Origin of the sequence: Paenarthrobacter sp. YIM B13468 (assembly GCF_042788025.1) — a bacterium.
Lineage (GTDB): Bacteria > Actinomycetota > Actinomycetes > Actinomycetales > Micrococcaceae > Arthrobacter > Arthrobacter aromaticivorans.
Map to the genome: position 1 here is coordinate 11,178 of NZ_JBHZPI010000018.1, position 19,739 is coordinate 30,916.

Below are 19,739 nucleotides of genomic sequence, written 5' to 3' on the forward strand. Positions count from 1 at the left end.
TAGCTGAATCGCTGCGGGATGCGAAATCGAGGAGCGGGTGTCGCTCCTCACACGAGCGAGTCCCGCCAGGCTCCGTGGAGCCGGGCAAACTGGCCACCACCAGTGATTAGCTCGGCCGGTGTTCCGTCCTCAACAATCCGGCCGTCGTGGACCACCAGCACCCTGTCCGCTGTCTCCACGGTGGAGAGGCGATGGGCAATGATGATGGCTGTACGGGCAGCGTTCTGGCCTGCAACACCCTCCAGAAGATGGGCGAGTCCTGCCTGCACCATCCGCTCGGAGGGAATATCGAGTGAAGACGTTGCTTCATCAAGGATCAGGACGGCAGGCGCGGCGAGGAAGGCCCTGGCGAATCCGATAAGTTGCCGCTGGCCCGAGGACACGCGGCCACCACGCTTGTTCACATCCGTGTCATATCCCTCGGGCAAGCTCAGGATAAATTCATGGGCGCCCACTGCTTTTGCCGCCGCCTCCACTTCAGCACGTGAAGCCTCCGGCCGGCCCAGCGCGATGTTCTCCGCCACGGAGCCGCTGAACAGGAAGGCTTCCTGGGTCACCATGACCACTGCGCGGCGAAGGTCGGTGGTAGCCAGATCACGGAGGTCAATGCCGTCCAAAGTGATGGCGCCTGACGTGACGTCGTAGAAGCGCGCGACGAGTTTTGCAAGAGTGGATTTGCCGGCGCCCGTCTGCCCAACCAAGGCGACGGTTTGGCCAGCCGGAATGTGAAGGTCCAGCTGGGGCACAACCACCTTGCCGTCGCTGTACCCGAACTGCACACCCTTGAAGTCGATCTCGCCGCGTGAACTCTTCAGCGGCACAGGATTTTTTGGAGGCCGGACGGTGGGTACCTCTTCGAGGAGCCCGGATACTTTCTCCAGTGCAGCCTGGGCACTCTGGAAGGAGTTGTAGAACATGGCCATCTGGTCCACCGGCTGGAAGAAGCGCTTCGTGGACAAGATGAGGGCCAGGAGTACGCCCACTGCGAGGTCACCACTGAGCACCCTGAACCCGCCGAACAACAGGACCGTCGCCACGCACACGTTGCCGATCAGGACCAGTCCCGGCTGGAAGATGCCGTTCAGGTTGATGGAGCGGACAGTGTTCTTGCGGTAGTCCTCAGCCAGGGCTCCATAGCGGTCGGCGTTCTCGCGCTCCTTGCGGAAGGCCTTCACTGCACGGATGCCGGTCATGGTTTCCACGAAGTGTACGATCAACCGCGCCGAAACCACCCGGGATTCCCGGAACGCGATCTGTGAATGCTTTTGGTACCAGCGCGCGAGTAGGAACATGGGCACACCCGCCGCAAGCATGATCAATCCGCTCCGCCAGTCCAAGGCAAATACAGTGAAGGCTGTGAAGAGCATGAACAGCATGCCCGAGGCCAGCGAGCTTACGCCGGAGTCCAGCAACTCCCGCAGCGCCTCGAGGTCCGAGGTTTGACGGGCGATGATGCGGCCGGACGTGTATTTCTCATGGAATTCAAGGCTCAACCGCTGGGTGTGCCTGAACACGCGGACCCGGAGGTCCAGAAGCATGGCTTGGCTCAATTGGGCTGTGGACGTTACGTAGAGGGCGGTCATTGCAGCGGTGGCGACTGCCGCGGCCAAGTACAAGGCACCGGCGAGTACCAACGGGCCATTGTCGCCGGCTTGCAATGCGGGCAAAGCGGTGTCGATGCCAAAGGCGATCAGGGCTGGCCCCGCCACGCGGGTGAGCTGTGAAACCACCACCATCACGATTGTCATCCAGAAACGCAACCGCACCGGGCGGATCAGCGAGCCCAGCAAGGCCAGTGACCGGCGTCGTACTGCTTTGCTGTCCGCTTTGCTCAGGAGCGTGTTGTCCTCGTTGGCGGTTCCAAAGGTTGTGGCGCTCACCGGCGGGCCTCCTCGGCGTCTTCGAGCTCGTCCAGTTCGCTGTCCAGGTCCCTCGGACCGGTATCCAGGCTTGCGATGACGTAGCGGTAGTGGGCGTTTTCAGCCAGCAGTTCCGTGTGGGTTCCGACCGCGGTGATGGTTCCGTTCTCAAGCAAGGCCACGCGGTCCGCCAATGCCACGGTCGAGGGCCGGTGCGCGACGATCAGCGTGGTGGTCTCGTGCAGTACTTCGCGCAATCGTGCTTCCACACGTTCCTCGGTGTTGACGTCCAAGGCCGAGAGAGGATCGTCCAGGACCAAGACTTTCGGCTTCGCTGCGATGGCCCGGGCAAGGGCTATGCGCTGCCGCTGGCCCCCTGAAAGGCTCAATCCTTCTTCACCAATCAGCGTGTCGACGCCTTCGGGCAAAGAGTAGGCGAAGTGGGCTTGGGCAACGTCCAAGGCTTCATCCAGGGCTGCGTCGCTGGGCTCAGGGGAGCCGAGCAGGACGTTGTCCCGTACCGAGCTCGAGAACAGCGTGGTGTCTTCGAAAGCCACCGCAACGATGCGCCGGAGTTCCTCGATGTCGTAGTCGCGGACGTCCACGCCATCTATAGTCACGGAGCCTTCGCTGACGTCGTAAAGACGGGGTACCAGTTGGAGCAAGGCGCTCTTGCCGCTGCCGGTGATGCCCACCAGTGCCATGGTTTCGCCAGGACGAATATCCAGGGTGATGTCACGCAGGAGCATACCGCCGTCGTCGAATCCGAAGCCCGCGTGCTCAAAGCGCAGGGCGCCCTTCACTGTTTCCGGCACGGCAGCCTTATCCGGCGAGGTGATGGTGTTCTCGGTGTCCATGACCTCGAAGTGCCGGTCCAGCGCAGTCTTGGCAGTCAGCGCCATGGCAAGGAGCATGCCGGAAAATTCCACGGGAGCGGCCACCACGGCGGCGGTCGCGAAGAACGCAACCAGCGAGCCGATACTCAGCTGGCCGCTGGCCGCGAGCATGATGCCCACCACGAGGCCGACGCCCAGTGCCAACTCAGGCAGCAAGGTGACCACCAGCGTGAAGCCGGCTTGCTGCTTCGCCTTGGCAATCTCTGTCTGCCGCAGCTCTTCCGCTTGGCCGTTGAAATTCTCCAGCGCTTCGCGGCTGCGGCCGAAAGCCTTCAGGACACGGATGCCGTGGACTGACTCTTCCACCGTGGTAGCAAGATCGCCCGCCTGATCCTGGCTGAGGCGCGTGACCAGGCTGAAACGACGGCGGAAGCGAAACGAATTGACCATTATCGGCACAGCCGCGCCGAGGAAGATCAACGCCAGTTGCCAACTCATGGAGAACATGACTCCGACGCCAATGATCACTGTCAACGTGGTGACCACCAGCATGATCGCGCCGAACGCCATCCAGCGGCGCAGGAAACTCAAGTCCGTCATGGCGCGGGACAGCAACTGCCCGGAACCCCAGCGATCGTGGAAAGCCACTGTGAGTTGCTGGAGGTGACCATACAGCGATACGCGCATCCTGGTCTCAACCGTGGTGGCCGGGTTGATCACGAACTGCCTCCGCAGAGCCACCAGTCCGGCTTCAGCCACACCAAGCGCAAGAATCACGACTGCGGCAATCCAGACAGCGCCTGGGTCACCGCCCGGCTGAAGCGAGGTGTTGACCAATACACGCAGCACCTGGGGGATGGTCAGCGCGACGATGCTGGCGAGCAGGGCGCAGAGGAGGCCCATGAAAAGCCGGGGGAGGATGGGCCGCACATGAGGGTACAGGCGGCCGACGGATGTGAAGAATGACGTTTGTTTGGACATGCCCGCTTCTCAACAGCTGGATCTTCAGATGGTGCGGAGGTAGTTTCCCGTAGCAACTACCCTATGCCATGCCGTGATTCGTTTCACAGGACCACACTTTGCTATGTGGAAAGTTCCCCAGTTATTGGGGTTCGTAATGGTCCGTGCGGTTAGCTGCGCCGGGCGTTTAGCCGCGGGCCGTGAGGGTCAGCAAGACCGCTTCCGGGCGGCACGCGATCCGGACCGGGGCGTAGCGCGAGGTGCCAATGCCGCCTGAGACGTTCACCGGCGTCGTGAACCCGTCACTTTCCCAATCGTGGAGGCCCTTCGCCCGCCATGTCGGCAGGTCGCAGTTGGATACGAGAGCGCCGTAACCCGGGATGCAAATCTGGCCGCCGTGGGTGTGTCCGGCCAGGATCAGGTCTGCTTCGGCTTCGGTGAAGTGGTCGAGGACGCGTTGGTACGGTGCATGGATGACGGCGATCCTCAGGTGGGGACGGGCATCCTGGTTCACGGTGCCGCGGGGCCAACCAGCATAACGTTCGCGCTTCAGGTGGGGATCATCGACCCCCGAGAAATCGAAACGCAGGCCGTTCAACACCACCGACTGGGCGCGGTTGGTGAGGTCGATCCAGCCCCCCATGCCGAACGCAGACCGCAACCTGGGCCAGTCGAGCTTGATGGGATCAGTCCTGAGTTTCGACGGTCCGCGGAAGTAGCCCGCCGGGTTCTTGATCCTGGGTGCGTAGTAATCGTTGGAACCCGGGACGAAGACACCGGGAAATTCCATGAGAGGCCGGAGAGCGGTGATCAGCGGATCGACGGCCTGTTCGTGGCTGAGGTTGTCGCCGGTGTTGACTACAAGATCGGGCTTCAAATCCACCAAGGAGTGGAGCCACTGGGTTTTCTTGTCCTGTCCCGGAACGAAATGGATATCGCTCAGGTGCAGCACGCGGAACGGCTCCGAACCTTCGGGGAGGATGGGGAGCGTCTCATGACGGACTCCGAACTGGTCCTTTTCCCACCAACCGTAGGCAGCAGCTGCCGTGCCCGCAGCGGCGCCGAGGGCAGTGGTGACGGCGAAACCGCGCCCGATAGTGCGGACGCGGTTTGCCAGGGAATCAGGGAACTGCACGGTTAATCCTTGCCAGGGCCGCTGTTGTTCCCATTCCCGTTATTGCCCGTGTTACCAGTGGGGGCTGTCGTCGGGGGAGCGGGATTGTTCTGCGTGGGTGCCGGCGCTGTGCTGCGCTGCGGAGCAGGGCCTCCGAGGAGGTTGGACGGCGGCGCCTGGAACGGGTTGGTGCCATACGCAGGAGCAACGGCAAGCATGTAGTTGGTGAACTGCGGGCCTGCAATCATGTAACCGTCGATCGACTGGTAGAACTTGCCGTTGACGGTCAAGTTACGTCCGGGACGCTTCTGGTCACCCAAGGGGTCACCGAACCAGGAAGCTGTTGCCAACCCCGTGGTGTAGCCGACCACCCAGGTGGAACCGTTGGTGTCGTTGGTACCGGTCTTGGCGGCTACCGGGAAGTTGTTACGAGTGGAAAGAGCAGGCCGGATCAGCGAACCCGAACCGGCGTTCAAGACTTCCTGCATAGCGTACGCCACGCCTCGGGCAACCTCAGGTTTGACGGCATCCTTGCAGTTGGAGGATTGGGCCGGGAGGTCGGCGCCGGACTGGTCCTTTACCGACGTAATCGCGATTGGCTGGCAGTACTTGCCATCGGCAGCAAACGTGGCGAAGGCGCTGGCCATGGTGAGAGGCGCAGTCTGGGTGGAACCGATGAGGTTACCCAGGGTGGTCATTGGCACCTTGGGATTAGGGTCCGTGATCTTGCCAGTATCGTCCCGTGCAGGCAGGCCGCTGTGGATGCCCGTAGCATCGACGATGCCCTGGATTCCGCAGAGGTCCAGCTGGGCAGCCGACGCAAACGTCGCCGTGTTGATGGAGTTCATGAGGCCATAGAGGACCGTCATGTTTCTGTAGTAGCCCTCGTCCGAGTTTTGGAGGTCGAACGTGCCATTGGTGGCGTCATACCAGCCAACGGTGGGCGCAGGGCAGGTGTTCCTCCAACGGAAGTTCTGCGGGTACCTGCGGACTGAAGCGTTGATCGTCGTATTCATCGACTTGCCCTCGTTCAGCCATTCAGCGAACGTAAACGGCTTCATGGTAGAACCGGGCTGGAAGCCGCCGATGCCGTTGAGGTCATTGCCGTCGGCATCGAGGACATCCACGTTGAAGTTTTGGGTCTGATCGAACTTGCCCTCTTGGGGGAGCCAAACAGTGTTCTGGGCCATGCTCACAATCTGGCCGGTGCCTGGCTGGACCGAGACGATCGAGGCACCCCACTTGTCCGGGTTGGCGCCAGCTGTCCCATCAACCTGCTGCTGGGCAACGGTCTGAGCGGTGGGATCAAGGGTGGTGCGGATGGTCAGGCCGCCACGCATCACCCGCTTCTCGCGCTCGTCCGAGGTCTCGCCGTACGCCGGGTTGTTCAAGAGCAGGTGCAGCACGTAGTCGCAGAAGTACGGAGCCATGGTGGCGTATGCGCAACCCTGGCGTGCAGGCGTGACCTTGGTGGTGACGGGGGTGGCAACCGCTTCGTCGTACTGCGCCTGGCTGATCTTGCCCTGGTTCACCATGGCAGCCAGCACAAGGTCGCGGCGCTTCTTGGAGTTATCCGGGTTGGTGATCGGATCGAAGGCGGACGGGCTGTTCACCAAACCAGCCAGCAAGGCTGCCTGCGGAAGTGTCAGGTCCTTGGCAGAAGTGCTGAAGAAGAACTTGGACGCAGCTTCAATGCCGTAGGCGTCACGGTTGAAGAAGACGATGTTGAGGTAGCCCTCAAGGATCTGCTCCTTGGAGAACTTCTTCTCCAAGGCAATGGCCAGCTTCATCTCGCGGAGCTTATCGCCGACGCCCTTGTTGAGGCCGTTCAGCTTGACGTCTTCGTCCTTGCCGGAGGCCACCAGCGATTCATTGATGACGTTGTTGACGTATTGCTGCGTAATGGTGGATGCGCCCTGCTTGTTGCCGCGGGCGGTGCTCACGATGGCTCGCATGATGCCGGTGGTGTCGATGCCGCCGTGCTCATAAAAACGGCTGTCCTCGATAGCGATGACAGCGTCCTTGATGAACGGGCTCATTTGATCCAGCGGAACCTTGGTCCGGTTCTCAGCGTAGATCGATGCAATCGGTGTACCGTCCTTCGCCAGAATCGTTGTGTTCTGGCTCGGCGGGTCCACCTGCAGCTCTGCCGGCAGAGTGTCAAAGAACTGGATTGAACCACTTGCGGCACTGCCCGAAACGGCGGCTGCGGGGACCAAAAGGCCCGCCACCAGGACGCCACAAATCGCGCTCACGCCAAGGAAACCTAAAATCTTTCCGAGGGTGGTGGCAGTGTCGAATATGGGGTTCTTGCGAGTCACCATGTTTTCCACTTTACCGGCAAGGGCTAGGCTTTCTGTCATGACCAAATGGGAGTACGCCACGATTCCGCTCATTATCCACGCCACGAAACAGATCCTGGACCAGTGGGGCGAGGACGGTTGGGAGCTTGTCCAGGTCGTCGGTGGACCCGATGGCAAAGGCCTTGTTGCATACCTGAAGAGGGAGAAGCAGTAATCATGACAACCCCCGCAGAAACCACGTCTGCCGCGGAATCCGGCGCTCCGACGTCGGCCGTTGAGCAGCGTCTCGCCGAGCTCGGCTTGACCCTCCCGGAGGTGGCCGCACCCGTTGCCGCCTACGTGCCCGCGATCGTCTCCGGCAACTACGTTTACACCTCCGGCCAGCTGCCCTTTATTAATGGCAAACTCGAAGCTACGGGCAAGGTGTCCCTCGGCGAGTTGGGCGCCTCCGACGAGCCCACCGTCGATCCCGAGGATGCCAAGCGCTACGCCGCTGTCTGCGCGATCAACGCCCTCGCTGCCGTTAAGAGCGTCATCGGCGACCTCGACCGCATCACCCGCATCGTCAAGGTGGTTGGCTTCGTTGCATCCGAGCCCACGTTTACGGGCCAGCCCGGCGTTATTAACGGCGCCTCTGAACTTCTCGGCCAGGTACTGGGTGACGCCGGCAAGCACGCACGCTCCGCCGTCGGCGTTTCCGTCCTGCCGCTCGACTCTCCCGTCGAAGTCGAGCTCATCGCTGAATTCAGCTAAAGAACCGGTTCACCCAATTGCCGCAGCTTGCCCGCCGCCTGTTCGAACTCCCCCCGGCACTCGAAGGGGCGGCACGAAACTGGCTTGAGCTCGGCGAGCGGACCCCCAGGGCCGCCCGCTACGCATCATCCGTCGTCCTCTTGCGGGACTCACCCACCGGTCTGGAGACCTGGCTTGGTTACAGGCCAGGCTCCTCGCCGCTGGGTGTCGTCGCGTACCCAGGTGGGTCCCTGGACCAGTCCGATGACGACCCCGTCGGTTGGTTGGGTCCCTCACCTCAGTATTGGTCTGAGCATATGGGAACGGACGACGTCGGACTCGCCCGCCGCCACGTGGTGGGCGCAATCCGCGAACTCTTCGAGGAAACCGGCGTCCTCCTTGCCGGCCCCGACGCTTCCTCCACCGTGGAGGCCAACTCCACGGTGGAATGGATGAAAGCCCGGGAAGCTGTGTCCAGCCAGGAAAAGTCCTTCAGCGAAGTGCTTGCCAAGCGTGGTCTTTCGCTGCGCACGGACCTGCTGAAGCCCCTGGTCAACTGGCTCAGCCCCGACTTCGCGCACACCCGTTTCAATACGCGCTATTTCGCCGCTACTGTCCCCGTGAACCAGCAGCCGAGCATCCTGGGCAGCAAGGGAGTCTGGGGCCGTTGGGTGTGCGCCGCGGAAGCCATCGCGCTTCGCGACACCACAGCCCTCGGCGACGAAATAGCCCAGGAAAACACGGTGGGACTCACCCTCGGCCAGCTTCTGGTGCCAGGGTCCGAAATCATGCTCGAAAAAATGGCCCACGCCAACGGCTGTATCGCTTACCTGAGTTACAAGCGCAAGGCCCACCTGTACCAACCCAAACTGGTAGATGAAGGTGGAGTGCTGATGCTCGAGGTCGAAGCCGCCAGGACCGTAGCCGGAGAGCCACAGCGGGAGCGCTAAATCGGTTCCTCTCTCACATCCCGACGGGTTTTGATGGTTCCTCTCTCACATCCCGACGGGTTTTGATGGTTCCTCTCTCACATCGGGACGGTTTTTGATGGTTCCTCTCTCACGTCCCGACGAAAAAAGCCGCCCCGGTTCATTACCGGAGCGGCTTTTTTGCAAGGACAAATTTAGCGCGAACGCTGGCGGAGTCGCTGCATGTCCAGAATGACGACGGCGCGCGCTTCCAGACGTAGCCAACCGCGCTGGACGAACTCGGCCAGTGCCTTGTTGACGGTTTCGCGGGAAGCGCCCACCAGCTGGGCCAGTTCTTCCTGCGTCAGTTCGTGGGCAACCAGCACGCCGTCGGTGGCCGGACGCCCGAAGCGGTCAGCCAGATCCAGGAGCGCCTTGGCGACGCGGCCCGGGACGTCCGAGAAAACGAGGTCGGACAGTGAATCGTTGGTGCGGCGGAGTCGGCGGGCGAGTGCCTGCAACAGCTGCGCGGAAACCTCGGGACGTGTGCGAAGCAGCGCGTTGAGGCTTTCGTTCTTTAGACCTGCCAGGCGCGTTTCGGAGACGGCGGTGGCCGTGGCGGTGCGGGGGCTGGGGTCGAACAACGCCATTTCGCCGAAGAGTTCTCCAGGGCCGAGGATGGCCAACAGGGACTCGCGGCCATCGGGGGAGGTGCGGCCGAGCTTTACCTTGCCGGAAACGATGAAGTACAGCTGGTCACCCTGGTCGCCTTCGCGGAATACCGATGCCCCGCGTGAGAGGTCCACCTCGGTGAGCTCGTCCGTCAGCAAGCGGAATGCGTCGTCGTCAAGGGTGGCGAAGAGGGGTGCGCGGCGCAATACCTCGATGTCCATGAAATCTCCTGAATATAAGTTTCGGTCGTGGCGCTCCAGCCATTGTTTCAGAATTTTTAAGCTTCTGTGACGTACTTGGCAGGCGAAACGCTGAAACGGCGCGGTTTTTGCCCCTGTCAGCCCCTGTTTGCCGTGCCTTTGTGCGCTCGGAGGGGACCCGTATCGTGATGGGACTAACGGTTCCCTGTCAGGGTGCCCAACTACAATTGGCGCTACCCGGTCACAAGGAGCATTGGTGTTTGGCTTGACGATTTTGGATTTGGCATTGATCTTGATGCTGCTGTCCTACCTGATCTATGGCCTGCGCAATGGCTTCCTGGTGACGCTGGGCGGAATTGCCGGTTTTGTGGTTGGCGCGATTGCTGCATTTGTGGCTGTTCCACTTGTGAGCGGCTGGGTGAGCGATAGCGGTTGGAGGCTGACGGCAACGGTGGGTGCCGCCGTCGTACTTATTGCACTTGGCCACGGGCTGGGGACCATGATCGGACGAAAAGTCCGCCATGCCGTGCGGATAAAGCCCTTGCACGCAGCTGACCGGTTGATTGGCGGCGTGGTCAGCGTGGTGGTCGCGGCGCTGGTGATGTCCATGTTGGCCTTCAGTATCAGTTCGCTGGGCGTGCCGTTTGTCTCGCAGCAGTTGGCTGAATCGCGTGTCATTCGGTACATCGATTCCTTGACGCCGACGCCGGTCAAAACCACTATGGCGCAACTGCGGTCAACGGTGATCGGCGACGGTATTCCCACGCTGATTGAGGGCTTCGGCCCAGCGACGCCGGTTCCGGTTCCCAACGAGTCCACTGACACTCCTGCCCTGAACCGGGCCGCCGAGTCCGTCCTGAAGATTGCCGGAACGGCATTTGAATGCGGCCAGAATCAAACTGGATCCGGATTTGTGGTGTCGCCCGGGCGCGTCGTGACCAATGCGCACGTTGTGGCGGGCGTGTCGCAACCGGTGGTGGAGATTCCCGACGGCGGCGCGTTGCCGGGACGGGTGGTCTATTTCGACTCCCAGCGGGACATCGCAGTTTTGGCAGTGGACGGACTTTCATCGGATCCACTCCAGTTGAGTCCAGACCTGGCAGCTGGCAGCCCCGCAGCTTTTGCGGGCTACCCGCACGGCGGTCCTTTCCAGTCCAAACCAGCAACGGTCCAAGGTGTCTCGACCATCCTGGTTCCCGATATTTATGGCAGCAATCCTTCTCCGGAGTCGGTCTATAAGCTTGCGGGTGACGTCCAACCCGGTAACTCGGGAGGGCCGCTGCTCACCATGCAGGGACAGGTAGCAGGCCTGATCTTTGCCAAGACCACCACCGATGCTGCGCTTGGCTTCGCACTCACCATGGAGGACATCCAGCCGGTGGCTGCACAAGCTCCAGGTCTTAGCGCTCCGGTTTCGCCCGGGCAATGCACACGCAAGTAACTTTGAGGGCAATTCCCCGACATTCTCCCGTCGCCTAATAGATTGGGAGCCATGACTGAAGCCACCCCCGCCACCGAAGCTGGTCGCGGCACCATTCTTGTGATCAACGGACCGAACCTTAACCTTTTGGGCACCAGGGAGCCCGAGAAGTACGGCACTTCCACGCTCGCCGACGTCGAACAGTTGGCCATATCAGCAGCGGCTGCCCATGGCTTCACGGTGGACTGCGTTCAGTCCAATCACGAGGGGGACCTCCTCGATGCTATCCACGCGGCGCGTGGAACCGCGGCGGGAATCGTCATCAATGCCGGCGCCTTCACCCACACGTCGGTGGCACTTCGTGACGCCCTGGCCGCGGTTCAGCTGCCTTCGGTTGAAGTACATATCACCAACGTTCATCAGCGGGAAGAGTTCCGGCACCATTCCTACTTGTCCGGCGTGTGCAATGCGATCATCGTCGGCGCGGGTGTGCTTGGGTACAAACTGGCCATCGATTACCTGGCTGAAACGGTCTAGTTAGGCTGATGTGAGAGAAGGTTCCCGGGAAGCCGTCAGGATGTGAGAGAGGGTTCCCGGGAAGCCGTCAGGATGTGAGAGAAGGTTCCCGGGAAGCCGTCGGGATGTGAGAGAGGGCTACAGGGCAGTGAACCTCAGCAAAAGTGCGTGCTCGGGGTTCAAGACGGGCATGGGAAGGCCCACCTCGCCCAGGAAGCGTCCCGTTGCCACAGCACCTTCGGCCAGCCAAGCGACCGGCCGGGCCTCGATGAACGTGTGCCCGTAATCGGCATCCGCCGGTGTGGGGAAGATTGCTTCCACGCGATAGGAACGGGAAGCTTCCAGTCCCGGAATGGCCACGCGGCCGGGCTGCTCGGCGAAACCGGTCCGCGTCTTGACCACGGCGAACAGGGCTGCGGTGGCACCCACTGCAGTACCGCCGTCGTGCATGGCAGGGTCGGCAACAACACCGTGCAGCATCAGCGACTCGTCCGCTAGATCTGCGCGAACCATCCGCCCAGTGTGGATCAACCCGCGGTGCTCCTTGTACAGGGTGATGAAGCGCTTGAGTTCCTCGCGCTCCGCCCCCTGGACTTCGCGGATGTCCCACTCCATGCCGAAATGTCCAAACAGTGCGGTGATGGCCCGGAAGGACAGGTCGTGCGTCCGCGCCGTGGTGTGGGACGTGGTGGGCCCGATGTGCCCTCCCACCAGCTCCGGGGGAACCACAATGCCGGTCCAGCGCTGGATGGTTTGCCGCTCCAAGGCGTCATTGCAGTCCGAGGCCCAGATCCGGTCGGTGCGGTCCAGGATCCCGAGGTCCACCCGGGCGCCACCGGAGGAGCAGCTCTCGATCTCGACGCCCGGATGAGCCGCACGGAGGGCATCGAAGAGCCGGTAAGCGGCAAGTGTTTGTTCATGCACGGATGCTCGGCCCGCATGGCCGTGCTCCACGAGGTCCCGGTTTTGGTCCCACTTGAGGTAGCTGATGTTGTTTTCCCGTAGCAGGGCGTCAATACGGTCAAAAATGTACTGCCACGCCTCGGGATTGACGAGGTCGATGATGTGCTGGTGTCGCCACTCAAGCGGCAGGCGGCCACCGTCCTTGAAGGACAACGCAGATGGTCCAACGATCCACTCGGGGTGGGCGCGGGCGATGTCCGAATCAAGGTTCACCATCTCCGGTTCAACCCAGAGCCCAAACTCCATTCCGCGGCAAGTCACTGCATCAATCAGGGGCGTGAGGCCTGAAGGCCAGATGGTCTCATCGACATACCAGTCGCCGAGCCCAGCGTGGTCGTCCCGGCGCCCGCGGAACCACCCGTCGTCGAGCACAAAACGCTCAACGCCCAGGTCCGCGGCGGACTCGGCCAGCTCGATCAAGGTCTCCAGGTTGTGATCGAAGTACACCGCTTCCCAGGTGTTGAGGACAACTGGCCGTGGTTTCCCAGCGACATCCACGTGGTGCGGGCGGGACCGGAACCAGCTGTAGAAGGCCTCGCTGATGCCGTCCAAGCCGTGGTCGGAGTAGGCAGCGTACAACGCCGGTGTGGTGTAGCTTTCGCCGGATTGCAGCACTACTTCCGAGGGGCCAAGCAGTTCGGAACCGCCGATCATTGTGCGGCCGTCCGCTACGTTGTCGGCAAATTGCTCGTGGTTTCCGCTCCACGCCAAATGCGTGGCCCAGACTTTGCCGTGCCGGTTGCCGAAGCCTGCGGTTCCGGCTGCAAGCAGCAGCGAGGAATCGTGTCCCGTACGGCCGTGCCGGCCAGTGCGGACCCAGGTTCCTTGCTGGATTGCCCTGCGTTGCGGGTGCCGTTCGCGGCACCAACGGCCTGTAAGGTCCAAAAGCTCGACGGCGTCCGGCGCCACTGGGAGGATCGTCGCCAATTCGTCCACCTGGAAAGGCGACGTGGCGTCGTTGGTGACTGTGTGCCGTAGTTCCATAAGCCCGCCCGGGTGCAAGGTGAGGTTGCTCGTGACGGTGATGCCGGCGTCGGGATCTGATTGAACGATCACCGCTGACGACCCGTCCCCCGTCGCGCTCACCACCCGCAGGCGTAAAGAGAAGTCATGCCCGGGAACGCCATCCGTGAACCGGTGTCCGCGCAACCCCGTCCGGCCTTGCCACGAGGAGGACGCCTGCGGGAGGAGCCCGGCCGGTACGTTGGCATCGATCGAGGAAGGAGGGATGGGCTCATTGAGGATGGAAAGATCCGGAAGGGCGTCGCCCAGGTCTGCTCCCCAGTGGGATATTTCGGCCTCTCCTCGGTGAGTGCTGATCACCAGGCTGGTACCGGCGGAACGGAGATGGAGCGGGTGCATGGGTATGAGTCGCTTTCAAAAGATGGTGCTGGACTTGTGAGGCCTGTTCTGCGTCCCAACGGGGCGTCAAAGAGCGCAGAGCAGGCCTCACAACGGGAGGGGCTTTACTTGAAGAGGGCGTTGACTTGTTCGTTGGCGGCGGTCAGGGAACTGGCCGGGGACTTGCCGGCGATCACCGCGTCCATGGCCGGCTTCATGATTCCCGCAACCTTGGCGGCGTTGTCCGTGATGGGGAGCATGAAGGTGGTCTTGTCCTTCACGTGCTGGGTGAAGGCGCTGACGTCCACGTTCTTGGCCTTGAAGGCGTCAGCGGCCTTCTCGGAAGAGGTGGTGATGGCTGGGAACACGACGGCCTTGGAAGCGACGACGTCCTGGCACGCGGCAGAGCCAAGGTACTCGACCCACTTGATGGAAGCATCCTTCTTCTTCGTGCCGGCCCAGATGGAATCGGCCAGGCCGTTGAACATGGAGGCGCGCTTGCCGTCGGGGCCCTGAGGGGTGGGGGCGATGCCGACGTCGATGCCCTTGTAGCCGGTGTACTGGCCGATCATCCAGGAACCATTGCTGTTGATGGCAGCCTTCCCCGCGCCGAAGTTATCGGCTGCGTTGGCGCCCACGGTTGTTTCAAGCTTGGGCATGTAGCCCTTCGCAGCGAGTGAGGCCCACCAGTCGATGGTGTCCTGGAGTTTCTTGTCGTCGTAGTTGAAGTGGGTGCCCCATGGGTTCTTGTCCGTGGTGGTCCAGCCCGTGGTGGCGGACAGGTAGCTCCACTGCGTCTGCCCGGCGTTCTCGGCGTCGGAGCCTGGCAGTCCCAATCCGTAGACCGCAACGTTGTTCTTGTCGAAGCCTGCTTCGTCGCCGCGCTTGCCGTTCTTGTCCACGGTGAGGCGGGCGATCGCCTTCTCGTACGTTCCGCCGTCCTGCGGGTTCCAGTTCAGGGAGCCCATCTGTTCCGGGGTGATGCCGGCGTCCGTGGCCATCTTCTGGTTGTAGAACAGTGCGATGGTGTCCCAGTCCTTGGGCAGCCCGTAGCGCTTGCCGTCCTGGCCCACCCAGAGGTCGGCGAGGCCCTCGTTGTACTGTGAAAGCTCTACCTTGTCCTTGGTGACGGCGTCGTCAAGTGGCACGAGCTGCTTGGTCTTGAGGAAGTCCGGGTACTTGGACAGGTGGTCGGTAAAGACGTCCGGTGCGGTGCCGGAGGCCATGCCGTTGGTGATCTTGGACCAGTAGTCATCCCAGCCGGTCTGGGTGATCTTGACGGTGATGTCCGGGTTGGCCTTGGTGAAGTCCGCAGCGCACTGCTGGTAGGCAGGGAGCTGGTTGGCGTCCCACAGCCAGTAGTTGATCTCGCCCTTGGCAGCATCTCCTCCGGCGCTTCCGCCCGAGCAGGCGGACAGGGCGAGAGCAGCGGCTGCTGCTACGGCGACAGCGCCGAATGCCTTCTTGTTCATCATGGTTTGTCCTTTCAGGACGGGATGGGGTGCGGGCCGGCACATGCCGGTTCCGCGGGAGTGCGGTGGAGAAAGCTATTTGGTGCCGTTGAAGCCGATGGAGTTGACGATCCGTTTGCCGAAGATGGCGAAGAGGATCAGCACGGGCGTGGCGGACACGAGCGTTGCGGCCATGAGCCCGGACCAGTCCGGTGCGCCTTGCGGGGACTGGGATTTGAAGACTCCCAGACCCACGGTGAGCACCCGGGATTCTTCGGAGGTGCCCACGAGCAAGGGCCAGAAGTATTCGTTCCACTGGCCCATGAAGGTCAGCAGTGCCAGGGTCGCGATCGGTGCGGCCGCGTTGGGCATGATGATCTGGAAGAAGATCCGCCAGTGCTTGGCGCCGTCGAGCATGGCCGCTTCTTCGACTTCCCTGGACATGTTCAGGAAGAACTGGCGCATGAAGAAGATCGCGAACGGGGTCATGAACAGGTAGGGCAGCACGAGCCCGAGCATGGAATTCAACAGGCCCAGGTTCTTGATGAGCAGGAAGTTGGGCAGGGCGGTGAAAATCGGCGGGACGAGCATGGTGGCAAGGAACAGGGAGAAGACGGCGTCGCGGCCCTTCCATCGCAGCCGGGAGAAGGCATAGGCGGCCATCGAGCTGAAGAACACTGCGCAGGCTGTGGTGATGCCGGAGAAGAGCAACGAATTCCACAGGTATTGCCAGAAGTTGATCGAGGCACCGGAGCCGCCTTCTGCGATGGCTTCGGAGGCACTTTGGAGGCCGAAGACCCGCTTGAACGCGCCTAGGTTGAAGTCGGCCGGCAACAAGTTGGCGGAGTTAGCTGCGAGGGATCCATTGGAGGACAGGGCCGTGCGAAGTACCCAGTAGAAGGGCAGGATGCTCACGGCGATGGCCACGGCGAGAAGGGTCAAAGCGATGGCGCGGCGCCACTTGAAGGGGCGGCTGAAAGGACGACGGCGGGCGCCGTTCTTCTGGGAGGCAAGAGTGGTCATGGCGTGTCCTTAGTCCAGGTCAGACTGGTTGCCGCGGAGGAACTTCATCTGGATGAAGGCAACGATGGCGAGGATGAGGAAGAGGATGACGGCCAGTGCGGATCCGTAGCCGAAGTCCTGTTCGTTGAAGGCGCGCTGGTAGATGTAGAACTGCAGCACGCGGGTGGCGTTGACAGGTCCCCCGGCGGTGGTGACGGCAACGGTGTCGAAGACCTGGAAGGAACCGATCACGGTCACGACGAGGACAAGCACCAGGACCGGACGCAGCAGCGGCAAAGTGATCCTCCAGAAGGTGCTCACGGCCTTGGAACCGTCGATGCTTGCAGCCTCGTAGACGCTGTTGGGGATGGCCTGCAGGCCGGCGAAGATCAGTAGTGCTGTGTAGCCCATGTGCCGCCAGGTATTGATGAGTGCCTGGGTGGGGATGGCCCATTGCTCGCTGCCGAAGAAGGCCACCCGAGGCAGCCCGGTCCATTCGATGATCTGGTTGATGATTCCGATCTGGTAGTCAAGCATCCAGAACCACAACAGGGCCGCGATGACGTTGGCCATCAGATAGGGCATCAGGAGTGCACCGCGGATAAGGGTGGACTTTGCCACCCGGTGCATCAGGATTGCCAGGCCCAGGGCCAACGCCGTCTGAAGGACAATGTTGATCACGACGTACTCAGAGGTGACGCCCAGGGCGTTCCAGAACAGCGGATCCTTGGCTATGCGTTCGTAGTTCCTGGCGCCAATCCATTCCGGGTCACCCAGGATGCTGTACTCGGTGAAGCTCAGGTAGATGCCCCGGATGGTCGGCACGAGGTAGAAGAGGATCAATCCGACCATCGCCGGAGCGATGAAGAAGAGAGCGACCTTCAGGTCCCCGATGCCGCGGAAGCCGTCGGACGGTTTTCCCCTTTTCCGTGACTTTCGTGGCCCCCTGGGGACGGAGAGCCCCGGATCCGGTTGCTTGGTTAGCGTGGTCATCGTCGACCCTTTCCTGACTGTGATATGGGTAACAACTGGACTAGAATCTACACGAGTAGATCCGAACCATGCAAGCTTTTTGGGAAGATTTGTTCGTTTATGTCCAATTTGTTGACTCGTGTAGATCGTAGTGAAAGACTCAAACGAGCCCACTGAGGGGCCACTACAACTGCTGCCGAGTCAGCTCCAGGAAAGGCAAACGATGACGTTTTCGATCGGTGTTCTAGGTGTCGGGCAATTCGGAAGCCAGTTCGCGCACCTCTTCAAACTCCATCCCGGTGTCAGTGCCGTCTACGTGGTGGATGAGCTACCGGAGCGGGCCACGGCAGCTCAGGAGCGCTGGGGCCTTGATGGCGTGTTGGGAAGTTTTGAGGAACTCCTGGAGTCCGACGTCGATGCTGTCGCCATCTTCACGCAACGGTGGACTCACGGACCCCTCGTCGAGCGGGCGCTCCGCGCTGGCAAACACGTGTATTCCGCCGTCCCGATGGCGATCTCCGAAGCGGAAATCGAACGGATCATCCAAGCCGTCCGCGACACCAAGCTTGTTTACGCCATGGGGGAGACCAGCTACTACAACCCCGCGACTGTGTTCGCCAGGCAACAGCATGCCGCCGGGAAGTTTGGCCGGATCTTCTACACCGAAGGCGACTACGTCCACGACATGGACCTGGGTTTCTACGAGGCCTACCAGTACAGCGGTGGCGAACGGTGGAAGGAAACGGCGAGCTATCCGCCCATGCTGTATCCGACCCACGCCATCGGCGGCGTCCTGGGCGCCGTGCCGGGCCACGCTGTCAGCGTCAGTTGCATTGGGGTCAAAGACGATCGTGGAGATGGCGTCTTCGATAAAGACGTCAGTATGTTCGCCAACGATTTCTCGAACGCTACGGCATTGTTCGAAATGAACGACGGCGGTGCGATGCGCACCAACGAGATGCGCCGGGTCGGCTACCCCTCGCACCTGCGCGAGTCCCGCTTCCGCTTCTTTGGCACGGAAGCCAGTTTCGAGCAGCTGGCAACCACAACAGTGTGGCAGGACAAAACGAAGGTGGAGGACGTCTCGGAACAAGTTGAGACAAAGCCCACCATGTCAGCCGACGACCCCTCTTTGGCTGACGTGGCGCCGGAACTCCGGGATGCCTTCATTTCCGGCCTGGCACCTGTTCACGATCAGTCACGGCTACCCGAGGAATTCCTCGGAGCGCCCAACGGACACGAAGGCAGCCACCAATTCCTTGTGGATGACTTTGTCACCGCAGTCAACAACCGAACGCTGCCGCCCGTCAATGCGTGGGTTGCGGCCCGCTTCACCTTGCCCGGAATCGTAGCCCATGAATCTGCCCTCCGCGGCGGCGAACGCCTTCCCATCCGGGACTTCGGCGACGCTCCCTCCATGTAGCTAGCATTTACCTCATGACAACTTCGGCAGTACAAACCCCGCGCGGACCGGTTACACGCAAAGACGTGGCCCGGTACGCCGGGGTGAGTACCGCCGTCGTGAGCTACGTTGTGAACGGCGGGCCCAAGAACGTGGCCCCGGCGACGGAAGCCAAAGTGCGCGACGCCATCCGTATCCTCGGCTACCGTCCCAACGCTGCGGCGCGGGCTCTGAAGCTCGGGTCAAGCGAAACCGTGGGCGTGATTGTTCCCGACAACACAAACCCTTTTTTCTCGCAGCTCGCCCACGCTGTTGAAGATGCTGCAGCAGAACTTGGCTACGGCATGGTCCTCACCAACTCGGGCGGCAGCCTGGCCAAAGAGCGGCAAAACATCCGCAACCTTGCCGCGCGCCAAGTGGACGGAGTCTTCCTGGCGAGCTGCGTGTTCGATCCCGATCTGACCGACCTTGAAGCCTCGGAAATCCCATCGGTGTTGCTGAACAATGCCGGCTCGCCCCCGGGGTTCACGAGTGTAGGTGTGGACCTCGAAGCGGGTGCCCGGGCCGCCGTCGAGCACCTCATAGGCCACGGCCACACAAACATTGGCTTGGCCATAGGAACCAACACAGGTAACCAGCTCGACGGACGTGAAGTGGGCTGGCTTCGAACTTTGCGCGACGCTGGACTGCCCGATGGCCCCATGCTTCATGGCGAGTTCAGCAGGCCGGGAGGCTACGAGGTAGGCAAGCGTTTCCTGGCCATGGCCATGGCCAACCGGCCCACGGCAATTTTCGCCAGTAACGACATGCAGGCCATCGGAATCCTCCGCGCCCTCCACGAGGCGGGGCTGAACGTTCCCGATGATATGGCCGTGGTGTCTTTCGACGGTTCCCTCGATTCCGAATACAGTTGGCCCGCGCTGACTACCGTGGCCCAGCCTGTGGAGGCGATGGCTGAAGCAGCTGTTCGGGCACTCGTGGGGGAGGGGCGGGGCGAGGCACTGCAGCACAGCATCCTGCCCACGGAGCTGATCGTGCGCCAGTCGTGCGGCTGCAAGTGACCTCCCGACGTTCTCTCACATCCTGCC

16 protein-coding genes are annotated in these 19,739 nt (G+C 61.8%); 7 read left to right on the forward strand and 9 right to left on the reverse strand.

Annotated elements, in window-relative coordinates:
- Positions 1-47: 47 nt before the first annotated feature.
- The 4 genes from ACFX4T_RS16815 to ACFX4T_RS16830 all read right to left on the reverse strand — a co-directional run bounded on the left by ACFX4T_RS16815 (position 48) and on the right by ACFX4T_RS16830 (position 7,132).
- Positions 48-1,880, reverse strand: coding sequence for an ABC transporter ATP-binding protein (locus ACFX4T_RS16815; RefSeq protein ID WP_216927006.1), 1,833 nt, complete (start codon positions 1,878-1,880; stop codon positions 48-50).
- Complete coding sequence (locus ACFX4T_RS16820; RefSeq protein ID WP_377652763.1) at positions 1,877-3,676, reverse strand: ABC transporter ATP-binding protein; 1,800 nt, start codon at positions 3,674-3,676, stop codon at positions 1,877-1,879. Before ACFX4T_RS16820 ends, ACFX4T_RS16815 begins: the two co-directional genes overlap by 4 nt.
- A gap of 166 nt (positions 3,677-3,842) precedes the next feature.
- Positions 3,843-4,790, reverse strand: coding sequence for a metallophosphoesterase (locus tag ACFX4T_RS16825; protein ID WP_377652765.1), 948 nt, complete (start codon positions 4,788-4,790; stop codon positions 3,843-3,845).
- 2 nt (positions 4,791-4,792) lie between these two features.
- Entirely contained in the window at positions 4,793-7,132 is a 2,340-nt protein-coding gene (locus tag ACFX4T_RS16830) for a transglycosylase domain-containing protein (RefSeq protein WP_377652767.1), read from the reverse strand.
- On the opposite strand from ACFX4T_RS16830, the gene ACFX4T_RS16835 reads away from it, so the two are divergent.
- The 3 genes from ACFX4T_RS16835 to ACFX4T_RS16845 are packed head-to-tail and all read left to right on the forward strand — an operon-like array spanning position 7,131 to position 8,754.
- A complete protein-coding gene (locus tag ACFX4T_RS16835; RefSeq protein ID WP_011775990.1) occupies positions 7,131-7,286 on the forward strand; it encodes a DUF4177 domain-containing protein in 156 nt (51 codons plus the stop codon). The two genes, ACFX4T_RS16830 and ACFX4T_RS16835, sit on opposite strands and share 2 nt — an antisense overlap.
- 2 nt (positions 7,287-7,288) lie before the next feature.
- Complete coding sequence (locus ACFX4T_RS16840) at positions 7,289-7,825, forward strand: RidA family protein (protein WP_216927009.1); 537 nt, start codon at positions 7,289-7,291, stop codon at positions 7,823-7,825.
- A gap of 17 nt (positions 7,826-7,842) precedes the next feature.
- A complete protein-coding gene (locus ACFX4T_RS16845; RefSeq protein ID WP_377652769.1) occupies positions 7,843-8,754 on the forward strand; it encodes an NUDIX hydrolase in 912 nt (303 codons plus the stop codon).
- A 173-nt stretch (positions 8,755-8,927) separates the two neighbouring features.
- Here the strand turns inward: ACFX4T_RS16845 and ACFX4T_RS16850 are convergent, their stop codons facing one another.
- The gene (locus ACFX4T_RS16850; protein WP_011775987.1) at positions 8,928-9,605 is read right to left on the reverse strand and encodes a Crp/Fnr family transcriptional regulator; all 678 of its coding nucleotides are present in this window, start codon (positions 9,603-9,605) and stop codon (positions 8,928-8,930) included.
- A gap of 235 nt (positions 9,606-9,840) precedes the next feature.
- Between ACFX4T_RS16850 and ACFX4T_RS16855 the strand changes: the two genes are divergently transcribed.
- A complete protein-coding gene (locus ACFX4T_RS16855; protein ID WP_223946859.1) occupies positions 9,841-11,025 on the forward strand; it encodes a MarP family serine protease in 1,185 nt (394 codons plus the stop codon).
- 51 nt (positions 11,026-11,076) lie between these two features.
- On the forward strand, positions 11,077-11,541 hold the full coding sequence (gene aroQ, locus ACFX4T_RS16860) for a type II 3-dehydroquinate dehydratase (protein WP_223946858.1): 465 nt from the start codon (positions 11,077-11,079) through the stop codon (positions 11,539-11,541).
- 117 nt (positions 11,542-11,658) lie between these two features.
- Here aroQ and ACFX4T_RS16865 read toward each other — a convergent pair whose 3' ends face one another.
- The 4 genes from ACFX4T_RS16865 to ACFX4T_RS16880 all read right to left on the reverse strand — a co-directional run bounded on the left by ACFX4T_RS16865 (position 11,659) and on the right by ACFX4T_RS16880 (position 17,270).
- On the reverse strand, positions 11,659-13,845 hold the full coding sequence (locus ACFX4T_RS16865; RefSeq protein WP_377652771.1) for an alpha-galactosidase: 2,187 nt from the start codon (positions 13,843-13,845) through the stop codon (positions 11,659-11,661).
- A 104-nt stretch (positions 13,846-13,949) separates the two neighbouring features.
- Positions 13,950-15,299 (reverse strand): ABC transporter substrate-binding protein, encoded by a 1,350-nt coding sequence (locus ACFX4T_RS16870; protein WP_377652773.1) that lies wholly within the window; start codon positions 15,297-15,299, stop codon positions 13,950-13,952.
- Between the two features lie 72 nt (positions 15,300-15,371).
- Positions 15,372-16,298, reverse strand: a complete 927-nt coding sequence (locus tag ACFX4T_RS16875; protein WP_377652775.1) for a carbohydrate ABC transporter permease — start codon at positions 16,296-16,298, stop codon at positions 15,372-15,374.
- 9 nt (positions 16,299-16,307) lie between these two features.
- Entirely contained in the window at positions 16,308-17,270 is a 963-nt protein-coding gene (locus ACFX4T_RS16880) for a carbohydrate ABC transporter permease (RefSeq protein ID WP_223946855.1), read from the reverse strand.
- Between the two features lie 202 nt (positions 17,271-17,472).
- Between ACFX4T_RS16880 and ACFX4T_RS16885 the strand changes: the two genes are divergently transcribed.
- On the forward strand, positions 17,473-18,672 hold the full coding sequence (locus ACFX4T_RS16885) for a Gfo/Idh/MocA family protein (protein ID WP_377652777.1): 1,200 nt from the start codon (positions 17,473-17,475) through the stop codon (positions 18,670-18,672).
- 14 nt (positions 18,673-18,686) lie between these two features.
- Positions 18,687-19,712: a LacI family DNA-binding transcriptional regulator gene (locus tag ACFX4T_RS16890; RefSeq protein ID WP_377652779.1), complete on the forward strand. Its 1,026-nt coding sequence runs from the start codon at positions 18,687-18,689 to the stop codon at positions 19,710-19,712.
- Positions 19,713-19,739: the final 27 nt, after the last annotated feature.

Excerpts from the sequence above, each read along its gene's own strand:
- ACFX4T_RS16820 (WP_377652763.1), bottom strand. The coding sequence starts at position 3,676 with ATGTCCAAACAAACGTCATTCTTCACATCCGTCGGCCGCCTGTACCCT.
- ACFX4T_RS16835 (WP_011775990.1), top strand. The coding sequence starts at position 7,131 with ATGACCAAATGGGAGTACGCCACGATTCCGCTCATTATCCACGCCACG.
- ACFX4T_RS16830 (WP_377652767.1), bottom strand. The coding sequence starts at position 7,132 with ATGACAGAAAGCCTAGCCCTTGCCGGTAAAGTGGAAAACATGGTGACT.
- ACFX4T_RS16840 (WP_216927009.1), top strand. The coding sequence starts at position 7,289 with ATGACAACCCCCGCAGAAACCACGTCTGCCGCGGAATCCGGCGCTCCG.
- ACFX4T_RS16850 (WP_011775987.1), bottom strand. The coding sequence starts at position 9,605 with ATGGACATCGAGGTATTGCGCCGCGCACCCCTCTTCGCCACCCTTGAC.
- aroQ (WP_223946858.1), top strand. The coding sequence starts at position 11,077 with ATGACTGAAGCCACCCCCGCCACCGAAGCTGGTCGCGGCACCATTCTT.
- ACFX4T_RS16865 (WP_377652771.1), bottom strand. The coding sequence starts at position 13,845 with ATGCACCCGCTCCATCTCCGTTCCGCCGGTACCAGCCTGGTGATCAGC.
- ACFX4T_RS16870 (WP_377652773.1), bottom strand. The coding sequence starts at position 15,299 with ATGATGAACAAGAAGGCATTCGGCGCTGTCGCCGTAGCAGCAGCCGCT.
- ACFX4T_RS16875 (WP_377652775.1), bottom strand. The coding sequence starts at position 16,298 with ATGACCACTCTTGCCTCCCAGAAGAACGGCGCCCGCCGTCGTCCTTTC.
- ACFX4T_RS16880 (WP_223946855.1), bottom strand. The coding sequence starts at position 17,270 with ATGACCACGCTAACCAAGCAACCGGATCCGGGGCTCTCCGTCCCCAGG.
- ACFX4T_RS16885 (WP_377652777.1), top strand. The coding sequence starts at position 17,473 with ATGACGTTTTCGATCGGTGTTCTAGGTGTCGGGCAATTCGGAAGCCAG.
- ACFX4T_RS16890 (WP_377652779.1), top strand. The coding sequence starts at position 18,687 with ATGACAACTTCGGCAGTACAAACCCCGCGCGGACCGGTTACACGCAAA.